Here is a 20,204-nt window from a genome sequence, read left to right as displayed (position 1 = left end):
CCCCGACGGCCACCGAAGATCACGGGACCTGACTCCGTCCCGAATGAGGCCCGGCCGGGATTCCCGGCACGCGGGAAGGCCGGACCGGCGACCGGCCGCGCGGGACGCGGCGCGCGAGATGCGCGAGATGCGCGAGCACGGGATGCGGAGGTGACCGAACCCCGTACACCTCAGCCCGCTCTCGGATGTCCGGCAGCGGACACGCAAGGTTGCCTTTCAATCACCCTGGGCACGACGCCGTGGCGTGCTTCACAAACCCCCATGAAAGAGTTCCTATGCCATCCCCCCGCATGACCGTCGTCCGCGTCGTCGCCCTCCTCACGGCCCTCGCCGCGCCGCTGCTCCTGCCGACCGCGGCCCACGCGGACAGCCACTACGTCTGCGCGGACGGGACCCGCTTCCAGCTCTCACAGCTGCTGGGCCACCACGTCCTGGCGACCGGCTGCACGGGCGGCGGGGAGGAGAGCCCGGTCACCATCGTCATCTCGTCGGGCTACTACGCGGGCGAGCACTTCTGCCGGCAGCTGCTGGCCCAGGGGCCGGAGCTGGTCAGCGCCATGCGGTGCGACTGACGACCTCGGCCCGGCGCCCGTGGGCCCTCGGGGGGCCGGCGTCACCGCGTCACCCGCCGAGCGCGTCGAGGGAGACTCGCCAGAGCCTGTCGGCCGCTTCGAGGTCGAGGGCGTGGTCGGCGACGCCGCCGGACGTACCCGGCACGTGGCGCCGGGCCGGGGCGCAGTCCTCGAAGTAGCGGCCGCCCACGCCCTCCGCCAGCGGCGAGGCCGCGACCAGCACGGAGGTGGCCGCGCCCTGCTCGGGCGTCTTGAAGGTGTAGCCGCCGCCGGTGACGGAGGCGTCGAGATCCTCTTGATCCATGTGCCGGGTGAGGTTGGTGAGGATCGCCCCGGGGTGCACCGCGTTGACGGTGACGCCGTCCTCGGCCCAGCGCCGGTTCGCCTCGACCGCGAACAGCGCGTTCGCCGTCTTGGACTGGGCGTAGGCGGCCCCGGCGTCGTAGGCGCGCACCCGGAAGTGAAGATCGTCGAAGTTCACCGGCTCGCGCAGGTGCGCGACCGAGCTGAGCGCCACCACGCGGGCCCGCCCGGCCGCCGCGAGCGCCCGGTGCAGTCCGGTGGCCAGCGCGAAGTGGCCGAGGTGGTTGGTGGCGAACTGCAGCTCCCAGCCCTGCGGCGTCCGCAGCTCAGGGGTCATCATCACCCCGGCGTTGTTGACCAGGATGTGCAGGGGGCCGGTCCAGGCCGCGGTGAAGGCCGCGACGGACCCCTGGTCGGCGAGGTCGAGCGGCGCGACGCGGACCTGTCCGCCGATCTCCGCGGCGACGCGCTCACCGGCCCGGACGTCACGCACCGCCAGGGTCACCTCCGCGCCCGCGCCGGCGAGCGCGCGGGCGGTCTCGATCCCGATGCCGGACGCCCCGCCGGTGACGACCGCGCGGCGGCCGGTGAGGTCGACGCCGCGTACGACGTCGGCGGCGGTCGACCGGGCGGTGAACGGCGTGACGGGAGACGTTGGTTCGATCATGGGAATGCCTTTCTGTCGTACCCCGGCCCAGACGCCGGGAGCGGGGCACCGGCGGGCCGCACAAGCCGGGCCCCGGTGTCCCCTTTTCAACCAACCACCGGCGCCCCCCGCCCCCGGTACGGGGAAGGGGCCCCCTGCCACCCGGGGTCCGGCCGACCGGGGGTCCGGCGGTACCCCCCACGGACGGCGACGCACCACCACCCCTCACCTAACCTGGGAAGATGAGCGACCGCTCCCCCTTCACCGGGGGCAACACCGAGCTGCGGGAGTTCCTGCGCTCGCGCCGGGCCCGGGTCGGCCCGCAGGAGGCGGGCCTGCCCCCGCGACCGGGAATCCGCCGGGTTCCGGGCCTGCGCCGGGAGGAGGTCGCCCTGCTGGCCGGGGTGAGCGTGGACTACTACATCCGCCTGGAGCGCGGCCGCGACGTCAACGTGTCCGAGGCGGTGCTGGAGGCTCTCGCCCGCGCGCTGCGCCTGGACGAGACGGAACGTGACCACCTGTTCACCGTGGCCAGGCCCGCCCGCGGGCGGATCAGGCCGATGCCGCCGCAGCGGGTACGGCCGGGCCTGTACCGGGTGCTGGAGACCCTCGGCGAGGCCCCGGCCCTGATCCTCGGCCACCGTACGGACGTGCTGGCCGCCAACCGGATGGCCCGCGCCCTGTACACCGACTTCGACGCGCTGCCGCACCGGGAGCGCAACATGGCCCGCTTCATCTTCCTCGACGAGACCGCCCGCACCCTGTACGCCGACTGGCCGGCCTCCGCCCGCGGCACCGTCGCGGCGCTGCACCTGTACGCCGGGCGCCACCCCCGCGACCCCCGCCTCGCCGAGCTGATCGGCGAGCTGTCCCTGCGCGACGGGGACTTCCGCCGCTGGTGGGCCGAGCACGACGTGCACCACCGGACCTTCGGTACCAAGCGCTACCACCATCCCCTGGTCGGCGAGCTCACCCTCGCCTACGAGGCCCTCACCCCCGACGGCGACCCCGACCAGACCCTCGCCGTCCACACCGCCGAACCCGGCTCTCCCTCCGAGCACGCCCTGCGCCTGCTGTCGAGCTGGACCGGCGAACCGGCCCGCCCGGACGCCGCCCGGCTCGACACCTGAGGTCGGCGCTGCCGGTGTGACGGCGGCCTCGGCACAGGCCCGCGACGACTCCGGCACCCGGGTGTGTCCGGCCAAGGCCGCCACATCCGGCATCAGGTCACCCTCGGCGACGGTCACGGTCACGACGAAGGAGCGGCGGCCCTTCTCCCACGCCGCCGGCCCGGCCGGTCGCGCCGCGTGCTCGGCGGGAGAAGAGCCGATCGCCCTTTCTCTCCGCCCACGGCCATCTGCCGGGCGACGGTCCAGGACCGGGAAGGACTCCGGCGGGCGCGGTTGCGGGGCCGGTCGCCGGGGAATGTGAGATCCAGCGAAGGGACCGTTCCGGCGGACGGACACCGGTCCCGCGCATCCCCCGGATCGCGGATGGAGGCGACGTCGGCGTCGTTGTTCCGCACGTACGCCCGCCTGCCCCGGTGGACGGTGCCGGTGCCCGAACGGCTCTGCCCGGCCCGGTGCGGACGGTGGGCCGCTCGCCCGCGCGAGCGACCCCCCGGCGGCCCCGCCGGTTACGGCAGGGCCGAGATGACGGCGTCGCGCCAGTCGTAGTTCATCCAGTCGTAGTTCGGGGGCATGCCGCCGGTGACGGCGGCGAGCTCGCTGTCGTCGAGCTGGTGGGCGCTCAGGTCGAAGTCCTTCATTTCAGGTGATCCCTTTCCGTCGAATCGTGCTCACCCAAGGTCGCAGGGGCCACTTGTGAGGCTCTTGTGATCCACTGTCGGTGACTTGCCGGTGGCAAGGAAGCCGGCCTGCCCGGCGCACGGGGGCGGTGATCGACGGCGGTGATTGACGGCGGGGTTTGGGCGATGTGACGATTCGCCGGTGTCCGATCTACACGCCCGGATGGCCTCCCGGGCCGGTGACCACATCGCGGCCGTGGTCGCGCGCTGCTCGGCGGAGGTGCCGTTCTACGGGGCGCTGCCGCGCCGGACCCTTGACGGCGAGGTGACCCGGTCGATCGCGGCGGTGCACGGCCTGCTGTTGCGGGCACTGCGTGACGACGGCGCGATGGGCCCGGGTGACCTGACCCGGCTCATCGAGTGGTCGGCGCGCCGGGCCGAGGAACACGTACCCCTGGAGGCCGCGATCGCCGCCTACCTGATCGGCGCCGAGGTGTGGTGGCAGGCGCTGAGCGAGACCGCGAGGCCCGAGGAGCTGGCCGGAGCGGGCGCGAGCCTGCTCTCCTGCCTGCACGCGGCCATGCCCGCCGTCGTCCTCGCCCACCTGCACGCCCAGGAGGACATCCACAGCGAGGCCAAGCGGATACGGCGGACCCTGCTGACCGCGCTGCTGGCCGGCCGGCCGTACGAGGAGGCGGCGCAGGCGGCACGGGTCGTGGTGGCCGGCGAGCACGAGGTCGTGGCGTTCGCGTTCGCGTCGAACCCGCCGGCCAGGCTGGTGCAGTCCTCGCTCGACGCCCACACGGGCATCGCCGTGCTGATGGACCACGTCGCCGGGATCGCGCTGCTGCCCGGCGGATCCGACCTGCCGGGCCTGGTGGCCAGGCTCACGGAGGAGATGGGGCAGCCCGTTCTCGCCGCCGCCGCCGTGGCCGCCGGACCGGCGGCCGTCCCGTCGGCGGCGGAGGAGGCGGGCCGCGTGCTGGAACTCGTCCGGCGGCTCGGCCGCCCGCCCGGGTTCTACCGCCTCGACGACGTGCTGCTGGAGTATCAGCTCGCGCGCCCGGGCGACGGGCTGGTCAGGCTGGCGGCCAAGCTCGACCCGCTGGAGGAGCACCCGTACCTGCTGGAGACGTTGCGCGTGTTCGTCGACCGCGGGTACAACCGCCGCCAGACCGCGCTGGAGTTGTGCATCCACCGCAACACCCTGGACTACCGGTTGCACCGGGTGCGCGCGCTGACCGGGCTGGACCTCGCGGTCCCCGCCGAGGCGCGCCTGCTGCAGGCCGCGCTCATCTCCAGGGACCTCGCCTGAGCCACCTGTCCCGCCCGATCCGCCCGATCCGCCCGATCCGCCCGGCTCATCCGGATCTCTGGAGCCACACGCGCAGTTCCTCGTCCCTCGGCGCGAGGACCACACCCTTGCCGGGATGGTCGAAGACCATGACGGGCCGGCGCGCGTCCCAGGCGGGCCAGCCGGGGTCTCCGGAGGCGGCGAAGGCCACCCAGGCGCGGTGCATGGCGTCGGCCAGCGGCTGGGGGGCGCCGGGCCCGGTCAGCTCCTCACTGGAGCGCAGGGTGTCGAAGACGAAACCGATCTCCAGCGCGTGGCACGCGCCGAGCCCCATGACGGGCGAGCGCCAGGCGAACTCGTAGACGAACGTCCGGGACGTCCGGGACGGCCGCGAGTCGGCCAGCCGGTTGAGGGGCCCGCGCAGCAGCAGGTCGGTCGCCATCTCGCCGAGGATCTCCCCGGGCGTGGCACCCGGCCGGGTGGCCCGGTACAGCCGCGCCACCCGCCCCGGGATCCGGAACCTCAGCAGCGCCAGCCGCAGGGTGAGAGCGCTGATCCGGTCCACCGTCCCGGTCGGCACGAACCACAGCCGGTACTCCTCCCGGTTGGAGCCCAGCAGCAGATCCACCTCGGGGGGCGGGGGGTCGGCGGGCACCACGTCGCCGTCGACCACGATGTGGAAGCCCGGCCCGCCGCTGATGGGGTCGGCCCTGCCGACCACCGTGGCCTGCGCGTCCAGCAGCCGCTCGCGCTCCACCGCCGCGAACGCCTCGGCCGTGGCCGGCACCCGCAGCGCCTTCGCCATCGATCTCACGATCCCTGCCCCCTCGCCGCGCGGCACCGCGTGCGGCGGGCCGCTCTGCAGGATGGCCCGCCGGAACAGGCCGGCCGCGCGCGGGCTCGTCATCAGGGCCGCGATGCTGATCGCCCCGGCGGACTCCCCGCACACGGTGACGTTGCCCGGGTCCCCGCCGAAGGAGGCGATGTTCTCCCCCACCCAGGTCAGGGCCGCGATCTGGTCGAGCAGGCCGCGGTTGTCGGGCGCGTCGGGGAAGACGCCGAACCCCTCGACCCCGAGCCGGTAGTTGATCGAGACGAGGACCACGCCGTCGCGGGCGAAGGCCCGCCCGTCGTAGAGCGGCAGGCTCGCCGAGCCGTTGCGCATCGAGCCCCCGTGGATCCAGACGATCACCGGCAGCCCCTGCTCACCGGAGGCCGGGGTCCAGACGTTGAGGTTGAGACACTCGTCGCCGGGGATGTCCGGGTCGGGGATCAGCCGGTCGAGAGGCGGCCGGTAGGGCCTCTTGGGAGCGGTCGGCCCGTACTCCAGCGCGTCACGCACCCCCTCCCACCGCTCGACGGGGGCCGGGGCGCGGAAGCGGCGGGCGCCGAAGGGCGGGGCCGCGTAGGGGACGCCGAGGAAGGTCGCGACCCCGTCCTGGACGCGGCCCCGGACCTTGCCGTGCCGGGTGGTCGCGATGATGTCCATTTCGGTCCTTTCGAGGGGGTGAACGGCGGGCCGCCCCTGACCGTGGCGGGGCCAGGGGCGGGCGCCACGGGGATCGGGACTCCGCGAGTCACCGCTCACCGCGGAAGCGGTCTCCCGGGCCGGGTCACGGGGCGGCGGCGGGGATCTGGGTGGCCAGGGCGTTGCGGCGGACGTCGGACCAGGTACGGGTGTCGGTGCAGATGCCGCAGTTGGAGCCGAAGAACTGGGCGCGAGCCGTCTGGTCCCCCATCAGGTGCAGGCGGAACCAGGCGGTCGTCGGCGCGGCGAACGGCCCGGCCCCGCCCACCACGGTGAAGTGGTCGGCCCCGCGCAGTTCCCCGTAGACGGCCGGGATGTGGCCCGCGGCGTTGTAGAAGGCCCTGACCAGCGCGGGGAAGACGATGCTGTCGCGCTGGCCGGCCAGCAGGAGCGCGGGGCCGCGTACGGCGTTGATGTTGGCCAGCGGCCCGGGCTGGATGGGCAGGATGGTGTCCACACGCGGGTCCGCGCCGACGACGATGGCGGCCGCGCCCCCCTGGGAGTGCCCCGAAGCGCCGATGCGCTCCAGGTCGACGCGGTTGTGGAAGACGCTGCCCGAGTCGCCGTTCCTGCGGGTGAGCAGGTCGATGCCGGCGCGCATGGAGATGCCGAGGTTGGACTGCGGGGTGTTGGCGGCGGCGACGACGAAGCCGTGGCTCGCCCAGTGCAGCAGCAGGTCCCGGTAGACCACCGGGAAGGCGAAGGTGCCGTTGCCCCACACGATCACCGGGTGGCGGCGGCCGCTCTGGGCGATGTCGCGCGGGTAGTACAGGGTGGTCACCGCCCCGACCTCCACGGCGGTGGCGTAGGGGCCGGGGGCACCGAAGCCGGCGGCGGCCGACGCGGCGCCCGTGGCGGTGGACGCCGGGGCGGCACCGGCGGTGGACGCCGAGGCGGCGTTCACGCCGGCCGGGGCGGACAGGACGAGGGCGATCGAGGTCAGCGGGACGAGCAGTTTTCTCCACAGCACGGCGAACTCCTGACGCCACGGTGAACCGGATGTTTCGTCCGGCTCACACCTTGTTTGATCGCACATCCTGAAGGAGGAACCGGCGGCCGTCTCTGCGCAATCGCGGCAATCACCGACGCCGGAGTTTGTGTGATGTTCCGACCGCCCCGGGAACGGGCGGGAAACGCCCCCGCGCGCGCACGACGAACCGCTCCCGTACGGCACACCGCTCCCGTACCGCCAACCGCTCGCGCACGACGAACCGCTCGCGCACGGCGAGTCAGTTAAGCACGGCGAGTCACTTACGCATGGCGAGTCACTTACGCACGGCGAGGCAGGGGATGATCGACAAGGCGGGACACGGCCGGCGGGCAGGACATGATCGGCGGTCGGCCGCGCCGCATGGCGATGATCTCGCGTTCACGGTCGCGTTCACGGCGATGACGCCGGACGGACAGCGCGCACGCGGCCCGTTCCCCGCACTCGCCGACGGCCGGCCCGCGGGGCCGGGGATCAGACGGCTCGGCTACGAGTCGTCGTCGTCCGGCGGGGCCCAGGGAAGGCGCAGGACGAAGCGGGCGCCGCCGGAGGGGGAGGATTCGACCTGGAGCGTTCCCTCGTGGGCGACGGCGATGCTGCGGGCGATGGCCAGGCCGAGGCCCGTGCCTCCGCGGTCACGGCTGCGGGCCGCGTCCAGCCGGGCGAACCGTTCGAAGATCCGTCCCCGGTCGGCCTCGGCGACGCCCTCCCCGTCGTCGTCGACGATGACCTCGGCGCTGCCACCGTTCGCCCGCACCTCGACGACCACCGCCTCCCTGGCGTGCCGCTCGGCGTTGTCCAGCAGGTTGGTGACGGCACGGCCGATCTGGCTGTGGACGGCGTCGATGGACACCTCCGGAGCGAGCACGAGCCGCACCTTGTGCGGATCCGCCCGCCGTGAGACCTCCGCCCGTACCAGCGTCGCCAGGTCGATCCTTTCCCTGATCTTGGGCGGGCTGCATTCGAGATTGGCCAGCAGGAGCAGGTCGGTGATGATCGCCTGCAGCCGGTTGAGGTCGGACAACGAGTGCGCGAGCAGCTCGGTCAGGTCGGTCTCGCCAGGGTGCAGCTGGGCCTCCTCCAACTGGGCGCGAAGCCCCGCCAGGGGGGTGCGCAGCTCGTGGGAGGCATCGGCGGTGAACTGCCGCTGGCGTTCCATGGCACCCTCCAGTCGGGTCAGTGTGCGGTTGATACTGTCCGCCAGCTCGTGGATCTCGTCGTCACTGGGCGATACGGGCACCCGGCGATCGAGGGAGCTCGCGTTGATCTCGTCGAGTTCGGCCCGGACCGCGGTCACCGGCCTGAGGGACGCGGTGACGATCCGGTAGCCGATGTAGGTGATGGTGCCGGCGAGCGCCGCCATGCCCCCGACGACCGCCGCCGCCAGCCGCGGATCGACCAGCGGGGGGACCGTGGGGGAGGCGCTGTAGACGACCCACCTCTCCTTTCCCCGGTGGGCCCACTGCGCGACCACGATGTCGCATTCGCCGTTGAGGAAGTCACCGCCGCACACGACCGAGGTGGCGACGTTCGTGCCGTCGGGGGTGAACGTCGCCATGGGCGGTTTGCCGAACACCCTCGGGGTCGAGGCGATGACCTTGCCCCGCGAGTCGACAACCTGCAGGCTCCGGGAGCGGCGCTGCGCCAGGGGGTAGTCCAGGCGGTTCCGCTCCAGCTGCACGGCCACCCGGCCACCGGCGGCGGTGACCTCCTCGATGAGGGAGTCGGTGACGAAACGGTTGATCGCGAACATGAGAACCGAGGCCACCAGCGAGCACAGCGCGACCGCCACCACGCCAGTGAACAGGGTGATGCGAGCTGTGATCGAGATTCGCCGTCCTGTGCCCATCCTCCGATTCCCCCTGGCCAGTGGACCACACGGGCCACCCGGCTCCGTGAGGGGGGTTGGGTATCGCCCCTGGACGCCCGCCCATGACCTCCCCGTCCGGTTCCACGGGCTCACGCGTGCCGGACGGGCGACCCTCGGGACGCATCCGTTCCCGGCAAGGGGAGAACCACGCGGAGGGCAAGGCGCGTCGTCGCGGCACGCGTCCGGTTCAAAGCGCCGGAACGCGAGGGGAAAATTCCACGCGACCGGCCTGCTCCGCCAACGAACGAGTGAGCGGACCGAGATGGCGGCGGCCGTCTCCGGCCGGAAAACGGGAACAGACCCGCACACCTTTGCCGCCGCTTTCACCGCTCACCGTCGGAGTTTGGAACGCGGGCGTCGTACGGCGTGCGCACCGATGTTCACCTGGTTCCCGGCGGGAGGTCGGCCGGGGAGACCGGCCGGGGAGACCGGCCGGGGAGACCGATCATGGAGGTCGGTCAGGGAGGGAGCAGCCTGAGGAAGGGCTCCGGGGAGTCGAAGGGATCCTCGGGGGCGGGCGGGTCGCGGCGGTCGACCTCGCGGGCGAGTTCGGCGGCCGCCCGGTCGACTCGCCGGGCCAGGGCCGTCTCGGTGGCCCCGGCGGCGCCCCAGTCCTCGGGGCCCGCGAAGACCCCGGTCGGGACGACCAGGGCTCGCAGGTAGGAGAAGAGCGGCCGCAGCCCGTGCTCGAGCACCAGCGAGTGCCTCGCCGTACCGCCGGTCGCGGCGATCAGCACGGGTCTGTCGATCAGCGCGGTGTCGTCGAGCACGTCGAAGAACATCTTGAAGAGCCCGTTGTACGACGTGGTGAAGGTCGGCGTCACCGCGATCAGCCCGTCGGCCCGCGCGACCTTGCGGAGCACCCGCTCCAGCCCCTCGGACGGATAGCCGACGATCAGGTTGTTGACCAGGTCGTGGCCGTGGTCACGTACCTCGATCGTCTCGATCTTCACCTCCGCGCCGAGCCGTTCCAGCGCGTGGCGCGTCGCCTCGGCCAGCCGGTCGGCGAGCAGCCGCGTGGACGAGGGTTGCCGCAGCCCCGCGGTCACCACCGCGATGGTGCGCTTCACCGTCCGGTCTCCTTCGCCACCCTCAGGGAGGCGTGCGTGGGCGCGTCCGGGACCCTCGCGGGCCGGCCGGCGGCGAACTCCTCGCGGAGCACCTGGGCGATCTCCCCGAGCTGTTCGATCTGCGCCAGCACGGCCGCGTGCGGCAACCCCATCGCGTCGACGTTGAACAGCTGCCGCTGGTAGTCGCCGTCGGCGAACTCCCGGAACTCCAGCGTCCGCTCGATCACCTGCTGCGGGCTGCCGACGAGCAGGGCGGTGTCCCGCATCGTCTCCTCCAGCGACGGCCCGCCGCCGTAGGCAGGCGAGGCGTCGTAGTAGGGGCGGAACTCGCGGATCGCGTCCTGCGAGTTCTTCCGGACGTACAGCTGGGCGGCGAGGCCGACGATCGCCTGGTCCGCCGGGCCGTGGCCGTAGTGCTCGAACCTCCGGCGGTACAGCCCGACCATCTGCCGGACGTGCCGCTTCGGCCAGAGCACGTTGTTGTGGAAGAACCCGTCACCGTAGTACGCGGCCTGTTCGGCGATCTCGGTGCTGCGGATCGAGCCGTGCCAGACGAACGGGGGTACGCCGTCCAGCGGCCGCGGCGTCGAGGTGAATCCCTGCAGCGGCGTCCGGAACCGGCCCTCCCAGTCGACGACCTCCTCCTGCCAGAGCCTGCGCAGCAGCGCGTAGTTCTCGACGGCGAGGGCGATCCCGTCCCGGATGTCCTTGCCGAACCAGGGGTAGACCGGCCCGGTGTTGCCCCGGCCCATCATCAGGTCGACCCGGCCGTCGGCCAGGTGCTGGAGCATCGCGTAGTCCTCGGCGATCTTCACCGGGTCGTTGGTGGTGATCAGCGTGGTCGAGGTCGACAGGATGATCCGGTTCGTCCGGGCGGCGACGTGGCCCAGGATCGTGGTCGGCGACGAGGGCATGAACGGCGGGTTGTGGTGTTCGCCGATCGCGAAGACGTCGAGCCCGACCTGCTCGGCCAGCTCTGCGTACTCCAGTACGGCCTTGATCCGCTCGTGCTCCGTGGCGGGGCGGCCGGTGGCCGGGTCGGCCACCACGTCCCCCACCCCGAAGATCCCGATTTGCATCTTTTCCCCGCTATCTAGGCATTTACTGTTGACCGGCCCCCGGTGCGACCGCGCTTTCCCGGCCGTGCTTCACCCGCCGCGCTTCACCCGCCGCGCTTCACCCGCCGCGCTTCACCGGCCGCGCCGGTCGGTCGCGGACACCGCGCCTTCCCGGCCGCGCTTCACCGGCCGCGCCGACCGGCCCCGACCGCCGCGGTTCCCGGGCCGTACCGGCCGGCCGTGAACACCGCGCTCCCCCGGCGGGTCCGGTCAGCGTGGACCTCGCGCTCCCCCAGCCGTACCGGCCGGCCCCGAACCCCGTGCTCCCCGTCGGCGGGGTGTCTCAGATCAGGCCGCCCTGACCGGCGCGAGGGCGTTGCTCCAGGTGACGACCTGGTCGAGCATCGTGTCGACCTCCGCGACGTGATAGTCGGCGGGGGTGAACTCGCTGTAGTTCTTGAAGTCCGTCACCAGCGACAGGGCGACCTGGGCGCGCACGGTGGCGACCTTCAGCTCGGCCATCACCAGGCGCAGGTGCTCGACGGCGCGGGCGCCGCCGACGGAGCCGTAGCTGACGAAACCGGCCGCCTTGTCGTTCCACTCCGCGAACAGGAAGTCGATGGCGTTCTTCAGCGCGCCGGAGGTGGAGTGGTTGTACTCGGGCGTGACGAAGACGAAACCGTCGAACGAAGCGATCTTCTGTGCCCAGGCCTGCGTGTGCGGCTTGCTGTACTGACCGAACGCCGGCGGCAACTCCTCGTCCAGGTGCGGCAGCCTGAAATCGGCGATGTCGACCAGTTCGAACTCGGCGTCGTGGCGCTGTCCGGCGATGTCGAGCACCCACCTGGCCACGGATCCGCCGACACGGCCCGGACGGGTGCTGCCGATGATGATCGCGATCTTGGGCATGAAGTCCCCTCAGAGGTTGCGCGCGGACGTCCCGCGCCGGCGGCGGGAGTCCCCGCGCCGACTCTGAGCCTGGTACCTCGGCGTAAATTTTTTGTTCACGTTTTGTGCAGCGGCGGCCGGCCCCCTCACCAGGGGAGACTCTCCTACCTCGCCGGACGGCCCCGAAGCTCTCCCAGGCCCGCCTGGCCGATCATGTCGGTCAGCCACCGTGCCGGCGCGTCGCCGATCCCGGCGGCCTGCGAGGCGGCCTCCAGCAGGTTCTCCTCCTCGACCCGCATCCAGGCGCGGGCCGCCTCGGCGCTGCCGAACTCCAGCCCGGCCGGCGCGGCGCCCTCGACGGCACGACCGGGACCGGCGGCCAGACCCTCGACGGCACGACCGGAACCGGTGACCGGGCCCGCTACGGCACGACCGGAACCGGCGGCCAGACCCGCGGCGACACGGCCGGAACCGGCGGCCAGGCCCGCTACGGCGCGGCCGGGATCGGTGGCCAGCAGGGCGTCACGCAGCGTGTCCGCGTAGAACCTCGTCAACCTGGCCAGCGCGGCGTGGCAGGCGGCCTCGCCCTCCTCGTGCCACGCCCGGGCGCGGGCGTACTCGCGGATCGGATTGTGGAAACGGTAGCGCTCGCCGGCGGTCTCCACCAGGTGAAGATCGGCGAGTGACTCCAGCAGGCTCTCGGCCCGGTGCGGCGCCAGATCGAGCACGGCCGCCGCCGCGGCCAGCGAGAGGTCGGCGACCCACGGCACGGCCAGCAGCCGAAGCGCGCGGGCCTGGTTCCCGGGCAGGTCGCGCACCGTGGACTCGTACCTGCTCTCGATCATCCCGCACTCCTCGAACCCCCACTCGGGGTCGTGACCGCGGGCTCCCAGCTTCCTCACCGCGGTCGCCAGGCTCCAGTCCGGCCGCGACGCCAGGCGGGCCCCGGCCGCGTGGACCACCTGCGGCAGGCCCGCGGTGAGCTCGTACAGGCGACGGACCTCGCCCGGCTCCGCCTCGACCCGTTCCGCGCCCAGCGTCCGCTCCAGCAGCGCCCGCGCCTCCGCCTCCGAGAACGGGTCGAGCTTGGTCCAGCGCGCGTGGGACAGCCCGAACAGCCGCCGCCGGGCGGTGACGACGACCGCGGCCCCGCCCGGGCCGGGCAGGAGCGGCCGTATCTGGTCCGCGTCACGCGCGTCGTCCAGCACCACCAGCGACCGGCGGCCGATGGTCAGCGACCGCCAGAACGCGGCACGCTCGCCGGAGGACTCCGGGGGGACGACCCCGGCCGCGCACAGCAGGGCCGCGAGGGGGTCCCCCGACGCGCCCAGGTCGACGAAGAACTGGCCGTCCGGGAAATCGCCGGCCAGCCTGTGCCCCAGGTGGACCGCCAGGGTGGTCTTGCCGATGCCGGGAAGCCCGGCGATGCCGATCACCGGCACCTGCGTCTCGGAGGCCTCCAGCATCCCGGCCAGCCGGCGCACCTCGTCGGACCTTCCGACGAACTCCGGCAGGTCGGGCGGCAGTGATTTGGGAGTCTCGATCGTCTCGGCCCCGGCGTGCCATGTCCCGGCCGCCGCGGGCCCGCCCCGCCTCGGCGCGGCCAGCGAGGGGTCCGAGGCCAGGATCCGCCGCTGCATCTCCCTCAGTTCCGGCCCCGGATCGAGCCCCAGCTCGTCGGCGAGCGACCGCTGCGTCTCCTGGAACAGCGCGAGCGCGTCCGCCTTCCGCCCCGCCCGGTACAGCGCCAGCATCAGCAGCTCCCGTGCCCGTTCCCGCAGAGGCTGCTCGATCACCAGCGACGCCAGTGACGCCCCGGCCTCCGCGTGCCGCCCCAGCCGGAGGTCGGCGGCGGCCAGGTCCTCGATCGCCGCGTACCGCAGCTCGATCAGCCGGGTGCGCTCGTTGTCGGCGTATCCGCCCGGCACGCCGGCCAGCGGGGTGCCCTTCCAGAGGTCGAGGGCGGCGCGCAGCTCGGCCGCCTCCGTCTCGTGATCACCGGCCCGCCGGGCGTCGTGGGCGGCCCTGACCCTCCCCTGGAAGTCGGCGAGGTCGAGGGCCCCGGCCGTCACCGGCAACGCGTAGCCACCGGCCACGGACTCGATCACCACGGCCGACGAACCGTCCTCCAGGACCCTGCGAAGCCGCGAGACGTAGGACCGGATCATCCCCGCCGCGGCGGACGGCGGCGCCTCGCCCCAGATCGCCGAGATCAGCTGGTCCTGCGACGTCACCGCCCCCTCGCGCAGCAGCAGGACGCCGACGAGCGCACGCTGCTGGGGCGCGCCGAGATCGACCTCGGCCTCCCCGCGCCACGCCCGGACCGATCCGAGCAGCTCCCACCGCAGACCTCCGGCCACCGTGCGTCCACCGTGCGAACCACCTGAGTGATGAACTCGATACGTGGACACGCTGCCTCCCGTGAGTCTGCATGTGGATCAGTGAGACCGCCGCCCCTCCGGCGGCGCATGGCCCCCATAGAACGCCCTGGCCTGCGCTTATCATCCGCCCGCCCGCCGGTATACGCGAAACGCGGGGACAGGCGGGAGCCCGCCGGCCGGTCAGGCGGGAATCACGGTTCCCGCCTGACCGGCCCGCGGGCTCCGCGTCACAGGCGATCACCGTGCCGCCGTCGCGGACCCCGCCCCGCACATGGGCGTCCCCCTCGCGCCGCCGTACGGCGGCGCGAGGTCACAGCGGTTCGTAGGCGCACTCGCCCTCCTCCAGGAGGGCGACGGGCAGGAAGCCGGGGACGGTACGCGCGGCCGAGGCGCGCAGGCGTGTGACCGCCTCCTCGACCGCGGGCGCGACGATGCCGAGCAGGCCGAGGAGCTCGGCGCGGGCGGCCGGGTAGCCGGGGTGGTCGTCACGCAGTTCCTCCTCCAGTTCCCCGGCCGGATGGCCGCCGAGCAGGTCGCGCCAGTAGGGGTAAGCGGCGATCAGGGTGACCGCCTCCACCAGGTCGGCGGCCATCACGGTGGCATGCCCCTCGGAGTCGGCGTACAGCACCGGACGCGTGCCATCGGGCGTTCCACACAGGAAGTAGGTGCCGCCGCCACCGTCACCGGCGATCGGCGTCAGGGGCAGCCCGCCGGGCAGTCTCAGCTCCTCGACGGGGTCGCGCCGTTCGATGTCGAAGTCGCCGGGCCAGACCAGCAGGGCGGCCAGCTCCGGGGTGGTCTCGATCCGATGGAGGAGATCGTTCGCCGTGGTCATGACGGGACATTAGCGCCGCAGGACACCACCGGACGAGAGACGTGGCGCGGATGATCTCCGTCGGTGGATCCTTGAGTATGGAACCCCGTCCTCATCCCCGCGGTCCCGGCCGGTTGGTCTTCCTTGACGGCGCGTCCAAGACGCCCGCCTGCCCGGCGGCCGCCCCTGTGAGGCCGCCGGGCGGGATGGGCCGGCTCAGCTCTCCTGGTCGAGGAAGGCGAGGGTGACCGCCGCGAGAAGCGGGGACAGGAAGATGTCGTAATGCGTGAGGCCGGGCAGGATCGCCAGGGCGTGACCGCCTTTGGGCCGGGCCTCGCCCGTCCAGCCGCCGTCGCGCAGGCCGCCGTCGAGGAGCTTGAAGACCTCGACGTAGTGGCTCGGCGGTGCCATGTCGGCGTCGGCGGCGACCACGAGCGTCGGCACCCGGAGGCCGCGGACCTCCTCGGAGAAGTCGAAGTCCTTCGCCATCGCCTCGCCGATCTTGTCGAGCAGCCGCGGGAAGTCCTCGGGACGAGGCGCCACCCGCTGGTAGAGCTCGTACATCGGGGTGTCCTTCATGTATTCGGCCGCCGCCCCGCTCACCTGCTCCTGCTGCTGGAGCAACTCCGGGTAGACGGCGTCGCGGCTGATGTTCGCCGAGGCCGTGACCAGGCGCCCCACCTTGTCCGGGTGGTTGATCGCGACCTGGAACGCCACCCCGCCGCCGAGGGAGTAGCCGACCACGTCCGGCTCGCTCAGGCCGAGGTGGTCGATGAGCGCGGCGATGTCATCGGCCATCAGCCGGACGTCGAGCGGCCGGTCGACGTCGGCGGTCCGGCCGTGCCCCTGAAGGTCGACGACGATGACCTGGTGGTGGCCGGCCAGGGCGGGAAGGATCGGCCCGAACATCTCGCCCGAGCCGAGACCTCCGTGCAACAGGATCATCGGGTGTCCCGCCCCGTACGTCTCGTAGTACAGGTTGACTCCGTTGACGTCGGCGTACTGCCCGGAACCGGCGCTTTCGGCGGTCCACTCCGTGGCGGTCATGGTGACTCCTCGTCGCACTTCCCGATCGGCTTGACACCCATACAGACCGGACGGGCCCCGGAAACTCATCGCCGGCGGCGGGACGACTTTTCGAGCACGCTCGGAGGCGTCCACGTCATGAGACACCCGGCCCGGCGCGACGCGGCCGACGGCAGAGCATGACCGGCGGTAGGGCACGGCCTGCGGCGAGATGTGGCCGACGGCGAGGTGAGCACCGTTGACGGTCGTGAGGGCACCCGCCCCGTACCAAGAAACCAACAAACCAAGAAACATGGACAGACCGCCGCTTCGCCCGTCGAGAACCCGGTGTCGCCGGCGCGGGATGCTCCGCTAGGTTCGTCAGGGTGAGTGACGTGCAGGCCGGCGAGGCGATCGAGGCGCGGCTGGAGACGTACCGGCCCGAGCTGACCGGTCACTGCTATCGCATGCTCGGGTCCGTCTTCGAGGCCGAGGACGCCGTACAGGACACCCTGGTCCGCGCCTGGCGCGGTTTCGACCGGTTCGAAGGGCGTTCGACACTGCGCTCCTGGCTGTACCGGATCGCGACGAACGTCTGCCTGAACATGCTCTCCAGCGCCCAGCTGCGGGTCCGGCCCATGGATCTCGGCCCGGCCGGGTCCGGTCGCGCCACCGACCCGGGCGAGCCGCGTCCCGAACAGATCTGGGTGGGCCCGGTCCCGGACGGCCGAGTGCTGCCAGAGGGCGCCGACCCGGCCGACGTGGTCGTCGAGCGCGAGTCGATCCGGCTGGCGTTCGTCGCCGCGCTGCAGCACCTGCCGCCCCGGCAGCGGGCCGTGCTGATCCTGCGGGAGGTGCTGGCCTGGTCGGCCCAGGAGGTGGCCGACCTGCTCGACACCTCGGTGCCCGGCGTCAACAGCGCGCTCCAGCGGGCCCGGGCCACCATCGCCACCGCCGACACCGCCGCCGACCTCTACGATCCGCTGGACGACGATCAGAGGGCACTGCTCACGCGCTACGTGAAGGCGTTCGAGGAGTACGACCTCGGGGCGCTGACGACGCTGCTGCACGACGACGCGACGCTGTCGATGCCGCCGTTGCCGCTGTGGCTGCGCGGCCACGACGACATCTCCGCCTGGATGGCCGGTACGGGCAGCGGCTGCCGCGGCTCGCGCCTGGTGCCGGTGGTGGCCAACGGCATGCCGGCGTTCGGGCAGTACCGCCCCCGCGCCGACGGCCCCGGGCACGACCCGTGGGCGCTGATCGTGCTGGAGATCTCAGCGGGACGGATCGTGGCCGTCGACAACTTCCTCGACACCACCCGCCTGTTTCCGATCTTCGGGCTGCCGGCCCGCCTGGGGTAACACCTCGGTCAGTCCGAGCAGGCGCACGAGCTCCAGCAGGTCCGGGCTCGCGCCGCTGATCACCAGGCTCCAGCCGTGCCGACGCGCGGTCAGGCGCAACCGGGCCAGTGCCTCGACCGTCACCACGCCGGGACGGACCGCGCCGGCCACGTCACAGACCACGACGCCGCCGGCACGCCCGCCCACCAGCTCGGCGAGGTCGGCGCACAGGACGGGGATGTCCGCACGCGTGATCGTCGCGCCGATGGCGAAGGAGGTCGCGAAGGCCGTCATGCGGATAGGACCGCCGGCGTCGCGGAAACTCATCGCCTCGGCGCCGACCGGATTCCGTCTTCGCGAAGCGGTCCGCCGCCAGGTGGCGAACGTGGCGCGGGAACCGCTCGCCATCAGAAGCGGCCGGCGGGCGGCCACGGCGGCCCCCGTACCGCTCCGACAAGTGGCGTCCAGCGTCGCCCGTCACCGCCCGCGGATGCGGTGTGTCCCCGAGGTGCCCCCAACCGGCCCCCTTGAGGAGCGGGCAGCAGTGCCTGAACGGGGCACGTTCAGGCACTGCCGGATCCGCCGGCGGACGCGTCCGGGCCGCTTCGCCGGGCACCCGCCACCGCCTCAGGACGCTCTCGGCACCCGCGTCGGCGAGGTCCCGTCCCGCTCGCCCCTCCGATCCGCCGGCGTACGGCGGTCCGCGGGCAACGGCCCTACAGCGGCCCCGCCGGAGTTATGTACAGCGAGGGCGTGGAGCGGGCGGTGGCCTGCGACGGAGCCGGGCAGAACCGGTCCCGCCCGGGCAGTTCCCCGTTGGCGAGGAAGACGGCCAGCGCCTCGTCGGCGCAACTGCCCAGCCCGATGACGCCGTGGCCGCCCTGGTCGACCGTGATCATGACGGCCCGCCGTCCGAGCGTGTCGCGCAGGCCGCGCGCGCCCACCAGGGGCGTGGAGGGATCGCGGGTGTTCTGCACGATCAGCACGTTGCGCGGCCCGTGACCGGTGACCGGCACCGGCGGCTCCACCGGCCGGCTGTGCCAGGCCGCGCACGGCCAGAGGTTCGACGGCATGCCCGCCGTCACCGGCCACGCCCGCCGGTCGGCCGCGACCTGCCGGGCGTGCAACGCCACGCTGCGCGGCCAGGCGGCGTCATCGCAGATCACCGCGTAGAGAGCCGAGACCAGGTTGTCCGCCGGTATCCCCGACCTCCCCGCGGCGCCGTCGGTTCTGCCGACGAAGCCCGGCCGATCCAGCCGCGCCAGGACGGCGGGGTCCAGGGGCGATCCCGAGACGGCGTCCGCGAACTCCCGCCACACCTCGGCTATGGAGGGGAAGTAGCCGTCGTAGTAGAGCCCCGATCGGGTGATCTCGCGCAGGGCGTTGCCGTCGAGCAGGGGGCCGCCGGGGTTCGGCACTGGCTGCCGGTCGAGGGCCGCGGTCAGCCGGTCATAGGTGCGTCGCACCTCGTCCGGTGTCGCGCCGAGGTGGTAGACGGCGTCCCGCTCGGCCGCGAAGGCGAGGAAGTCGGGCAGGCGCTCGGCGACCGCCTGACCCCAGTTCCGCCACATGTCCCGCCACACCAGGCCCGGGTCGGCGGCGCTGTCCAGCACGATCCGATCGCCGCGTCCCGGGAACAGCGAGATGTAGACGGCTCCCAGGTAGGTGCCGTAGGAGATGCCGAAGTAGGACAGCTTCCGCTCGCCGAGCGCGGCCCGGATGCGGTCCATGTCCCGGGCCGTGTTGGCCGTGGTGATGAACGGAAGCAGATCACCGGAATGCCTGGCGCAGGCGGCCGCGGTGTCCCGCGCGAAGGCGACGTTGCGCTCGATGCCGCCGTCCGGCGCCGGGTAGGGCAGCACCAGCGTGAAATCCCTCCTGGGATCCTCGATGCCGCAGGTGACCGGGGTGCTGTATCCGATCCCCCGCGGATCGAAGCCGATCAGGTCGTAGCGATCCTGGACCTCGGGCGGCAGCACGATCGCCAGCTGGTTGGGCAGGTCCAGGCCCCTGCCGCCCGGGCCGCCCGGGTTGGACAGCAGGATCCCGCGGCGCATCCCGGGGCGCGCCGTCGCGATCCGGGAGATCGCGATCTCGATGCTCCGCCCGCGCGGGGCACGGTAGTCCAGCGGCACCCGCAAGGTCGCGCACTGCTGTCGTGGGTCGCGCGTGATGCCGGGTTCCACCGGCGGGCACTCGCCCCAGACCGGAGCCGCTCCCCCTGCTCCGGCCACCGCCGGCTCCGGCGCGCCGCTCCGGGCCCCGGCCGACGTGGGCGCGCTCACCGCCACGGCGGCCACCGTCGCCGCGGCGACGAACACTCTCAGAGATGATCGCAGACGTAATCGCACTGATACCCCTTTCGAGATGGACAGACGCTTTCTCGATGAATGTGAAACTCGATGAATGTGAGATCGGTACTGCCGCGTACGCAAGATTCTTCGCTTGGTCACGCGGAGAAACAGGAGCCGTGGTTCGCGGCGGGAATCGATCGGGCGAACACCACCCGGGACACCACCCGGGACACCGCCCGGAACACCGCCCGGGACACCGCCTGACCGGCCGTCACGCCGGCGTCGTACGCCCGGCGACGTGACCTTCGCGGCCGGGTCGCGGTCATGACGAGGCCGGTGCCGCCGCGCCGGAGGTCAGGGCCGCCTGCACGATGCGGATCGCCTCGCCCGTGTCGATGCCGAC

The 20,204-nt window shown here is 72.9% G+C and carries 17 protein-coding genes; 4 read left to right on the top strand and 13 right to left on the bottom strand.

Annotation, left to right across the window (positions count from 1 at the left end; all coding sequences use genetic code 11):
- The first annotated feature begins 275 nt into the window (after positions 1-275).
- On the top strand, positions 276-572 hold the full coding sequence (locus AC5L38_RS00085; RefSeq protein WP_495240645.1) for a hypothetical protein: 297 nt from the start codon (positions 276-278) through the stop codon (positions 570-572).
- Between the two features lie 49 nt (positions 573-621).
- Here the strand turns inward: AC5L38_RS00085 and AC5L38_RS00080 are convergent, their stop codons facing one another.
- Positions 622-1,542 carry an SDR family NAD(P)-dependent oxidoreductase gene (locus AC5L38_RS00080; protein ID WP_495240644.1) on the bottom strand — a complete coding sequence of 307 codons (921 nt, stop codon included), beginning with the start codon at positions 1,540-1,542 and terminating at the stop codon, positions 622-624.
- Between the two features lie 221 nt (positions 1,543-1,763).
- Here AC5L38_RS00080 and AC5L38_RS00075 point away from each other — a divergent pair, with 221 nt between their 5' ends.
- On the top strand, positions 1,764-2,651 hold the full coding sequence (locus AC5L38_RS00075) for a helix-turn-helix transcriptional regulator (protein WP_495240643.1): 888 nt from the start codon (positions 1,764-1,766) through the stop codon (positions 2,649-2,651).
- Positions 2,652-3,157: 506 nt separating this feature from the next.
- On the opposite strand, the gene AC5L38_RS00070 is transcribed toward AC5L38_RS00075, so the two are convergent.
- Positions 3,158-3,289 carry a hypothetical protein gene (locus tag AC5L38_RS00070; protein WP_495240642.1) on the bottom strand — a complete coding sequence of 44 codons (132 nt, stop codon included), beginning with the start codon at positions 3,287-3,289 and terminating at the stop codon, positions 3,158-3,160.
- Positions 3,290-3,470: 181 nt separating this feature from the next.
- Between AC5L38_RS00070 and AC5L38_RS00065 the strand changes: the two genes are divergently transcribed.
- Positions 3,471-4,583 (top strand): PucR family transcriptional regulator, encoded by a 1,113-nt coding sequence (locus AC5L38_RS00065; protein WP_495240641.1) that lies wholly within the window; start codon positions 3,471-3,473, stop codon positions 4,581-4,583.
- A gap of 46 nt (positions 4,584-4,629) precedes the next feature.
- Here AC5L38_RS00065 and AC5L38_RS00060 read toward each other — a convergent pair whose 3' ends face one another.
- The 9 genes from AC5L38_RS00060 to AC5L38_RS00020 all read right to left on the bottom strand — a co-directional run bounded on the left by AC5L38_RS00060 (position 4,630) and on the right by AC5L38_RS00020 (position 16,206).
- Entirely contained in the window at positions 4,630-6,051 is a 1,422-nt protein-coding gene (locus AC5L38_RS00060) for a carboxylesterase/lipase family protein (protein ID WP_495240640.1), read from the bottom strand.
- A 124-nt stretch (positions 6,052-6,175) separates the two neighbouring features.
- A complete protein-coding gene (locus AC5L38_RS00055) occupies positions 6,176-7,060 on the bottom strand; it encodes an alpha/beta hydrolase family protein (RefSeq protein WP_495240639.1) in 885 nt (294 codons plus the stop codon).
- Positions 7,061-7,565: 505 nt separating this feature from the next.
- The gene (locus tag AC5L38_RS00050; RefSeq protein ID WP_495240638.1) at positions 7,566-8,870 is read right to left on the bottom strand and encodes a sensor histidine kinase; all 1,305 of its coding nucleotides are present in this window, start codon (positions 8,868-8,870) and stop codon (positions 7,566-7,568) included.
- A gap of 536 nt (positions 8,871-9,406) precedes the next feature.
- On the bottom strand, positions 9,407-10,018 hold the full coding sequence (locus AC5L38_RS00045; protein WP_495240637.1) for an FMN reductase: 612 nt from the start codon (positions 10,016-10,018) through the stop codon (positions 9,407-9,409).
- Positions 10,015-11,097, bottom strand: a complete 1,083-nt coding sequence (locus tag AC5L38_RS00040) for a CE1758 family FMN-dependent luciferase-like monooxygenase (RefSeq protein ID WP_495240636.1) — start codon at positions 11,095-11,097, stop codon at positions 10,015-10,017. The genes AC5L38_RS00045 and AC5L38_RS00040 overlap by 4 nt, the downstream gene beginning before the upstream one ends.
- Positions 11,098-11,424: 327 nt before the next feature.
- Positions 11,425-11,985: an NADPH-dependent FMN reductase gene (locus AC5L38_RS00035; protein WP_495240635.1), complete on the bottom strand. Its 561-nt coding sequence runs from the start codon at positions 11,983-11,985 to the stop codon at positions 11,425-11,427.
- Between the two features lie 143 nt (positions 11,986-12,128).
- Positions 12,129-14,324, bottom strand: coding sequence for an AfsR/SARP family transcriptional regulator (locus AC5L38_RS00030; protein ID WP_495240634.1), 2,196 nt, complete (start codon positions 14,322-14,324; stop codon positions 12,129-12,131).
- Between the two features lie 331 nt (positions 14,325-14,655).
- Positions 14,656-15,180, bottom strand: a complete 525-nt coding sequence (locus AC5L38_RS00025; RefSeq protein ID WP_495240633.1) for a hypothetical protein — start codon at positions 15,178-15,180, stop codon at positions 14,656-14,658.
- Between the two features lie 195 nt (positions 15,181-15,375).
- A complete protein-coding gene (locus AC5L38_RS00020) occupies positions 15,376-16,206 on the bottom strand; it encodes an alpha/beta fold hydrolase (protein ID WP_495240632.1) in 831 nt (276 codons plus the stop codon).
- A 344-nt stretch (positions 16,207-16,550) separates the two neighbouring features.
- Here AC5L38_RS00020 and AC5L38_RS00015 point away from each other — a divergent pair, with 344 nt between their 5' ends.
- A complete protein-coding gene (locus AC5L38_RS00015) occupies positions 16,551-17,528 on the top strand; it encodes a sigma-70 family RNA polymerase sigma factor (protein ID WP_495240631.1) in 978 nt (325 codons plus the stop codon).
- Here AC5L38_RS00015 and AC5L38_RS00010 read toward each other — a convergent pair.
- Entirely contained in the window at positions 17,442-17,801 is a 360-nt protein-coding gene (locus tag AC5L38_RS00010) for an STAS domain-containing protein (RefSeq protein ID WP_495240630.1), read from the bottom strand. The two genes, AC5L38_RS00015 and AC5L38_RS00010, sit on opposite strands and share 87 nt — an antisense overlap.
- A 422-nt stretch (positions 17,802-18,223) precedes the next feature.
- On the bottom strand, positions 18,224-19,828 hold the full coding sequence (locus tag AC5L38_RS00005) for an alpha/beta hydrolase (RefSeq protein ID WP_495240629.1): 1,605 nt from the start codon (positions 19,826-19,828) through the stop codon (positions 18,224-18,226).
- Between the last annotated feature and the right edge of the window lie 376 nt (positions 19,829-20,204).

This window comes from Streptosporangium nanhuense (assembly GCF_059358815.1).
Note: the sequence above shows the minus strand (reverse complement) of the source record. Positions and strands in the feature narration are given on the sequence as shown.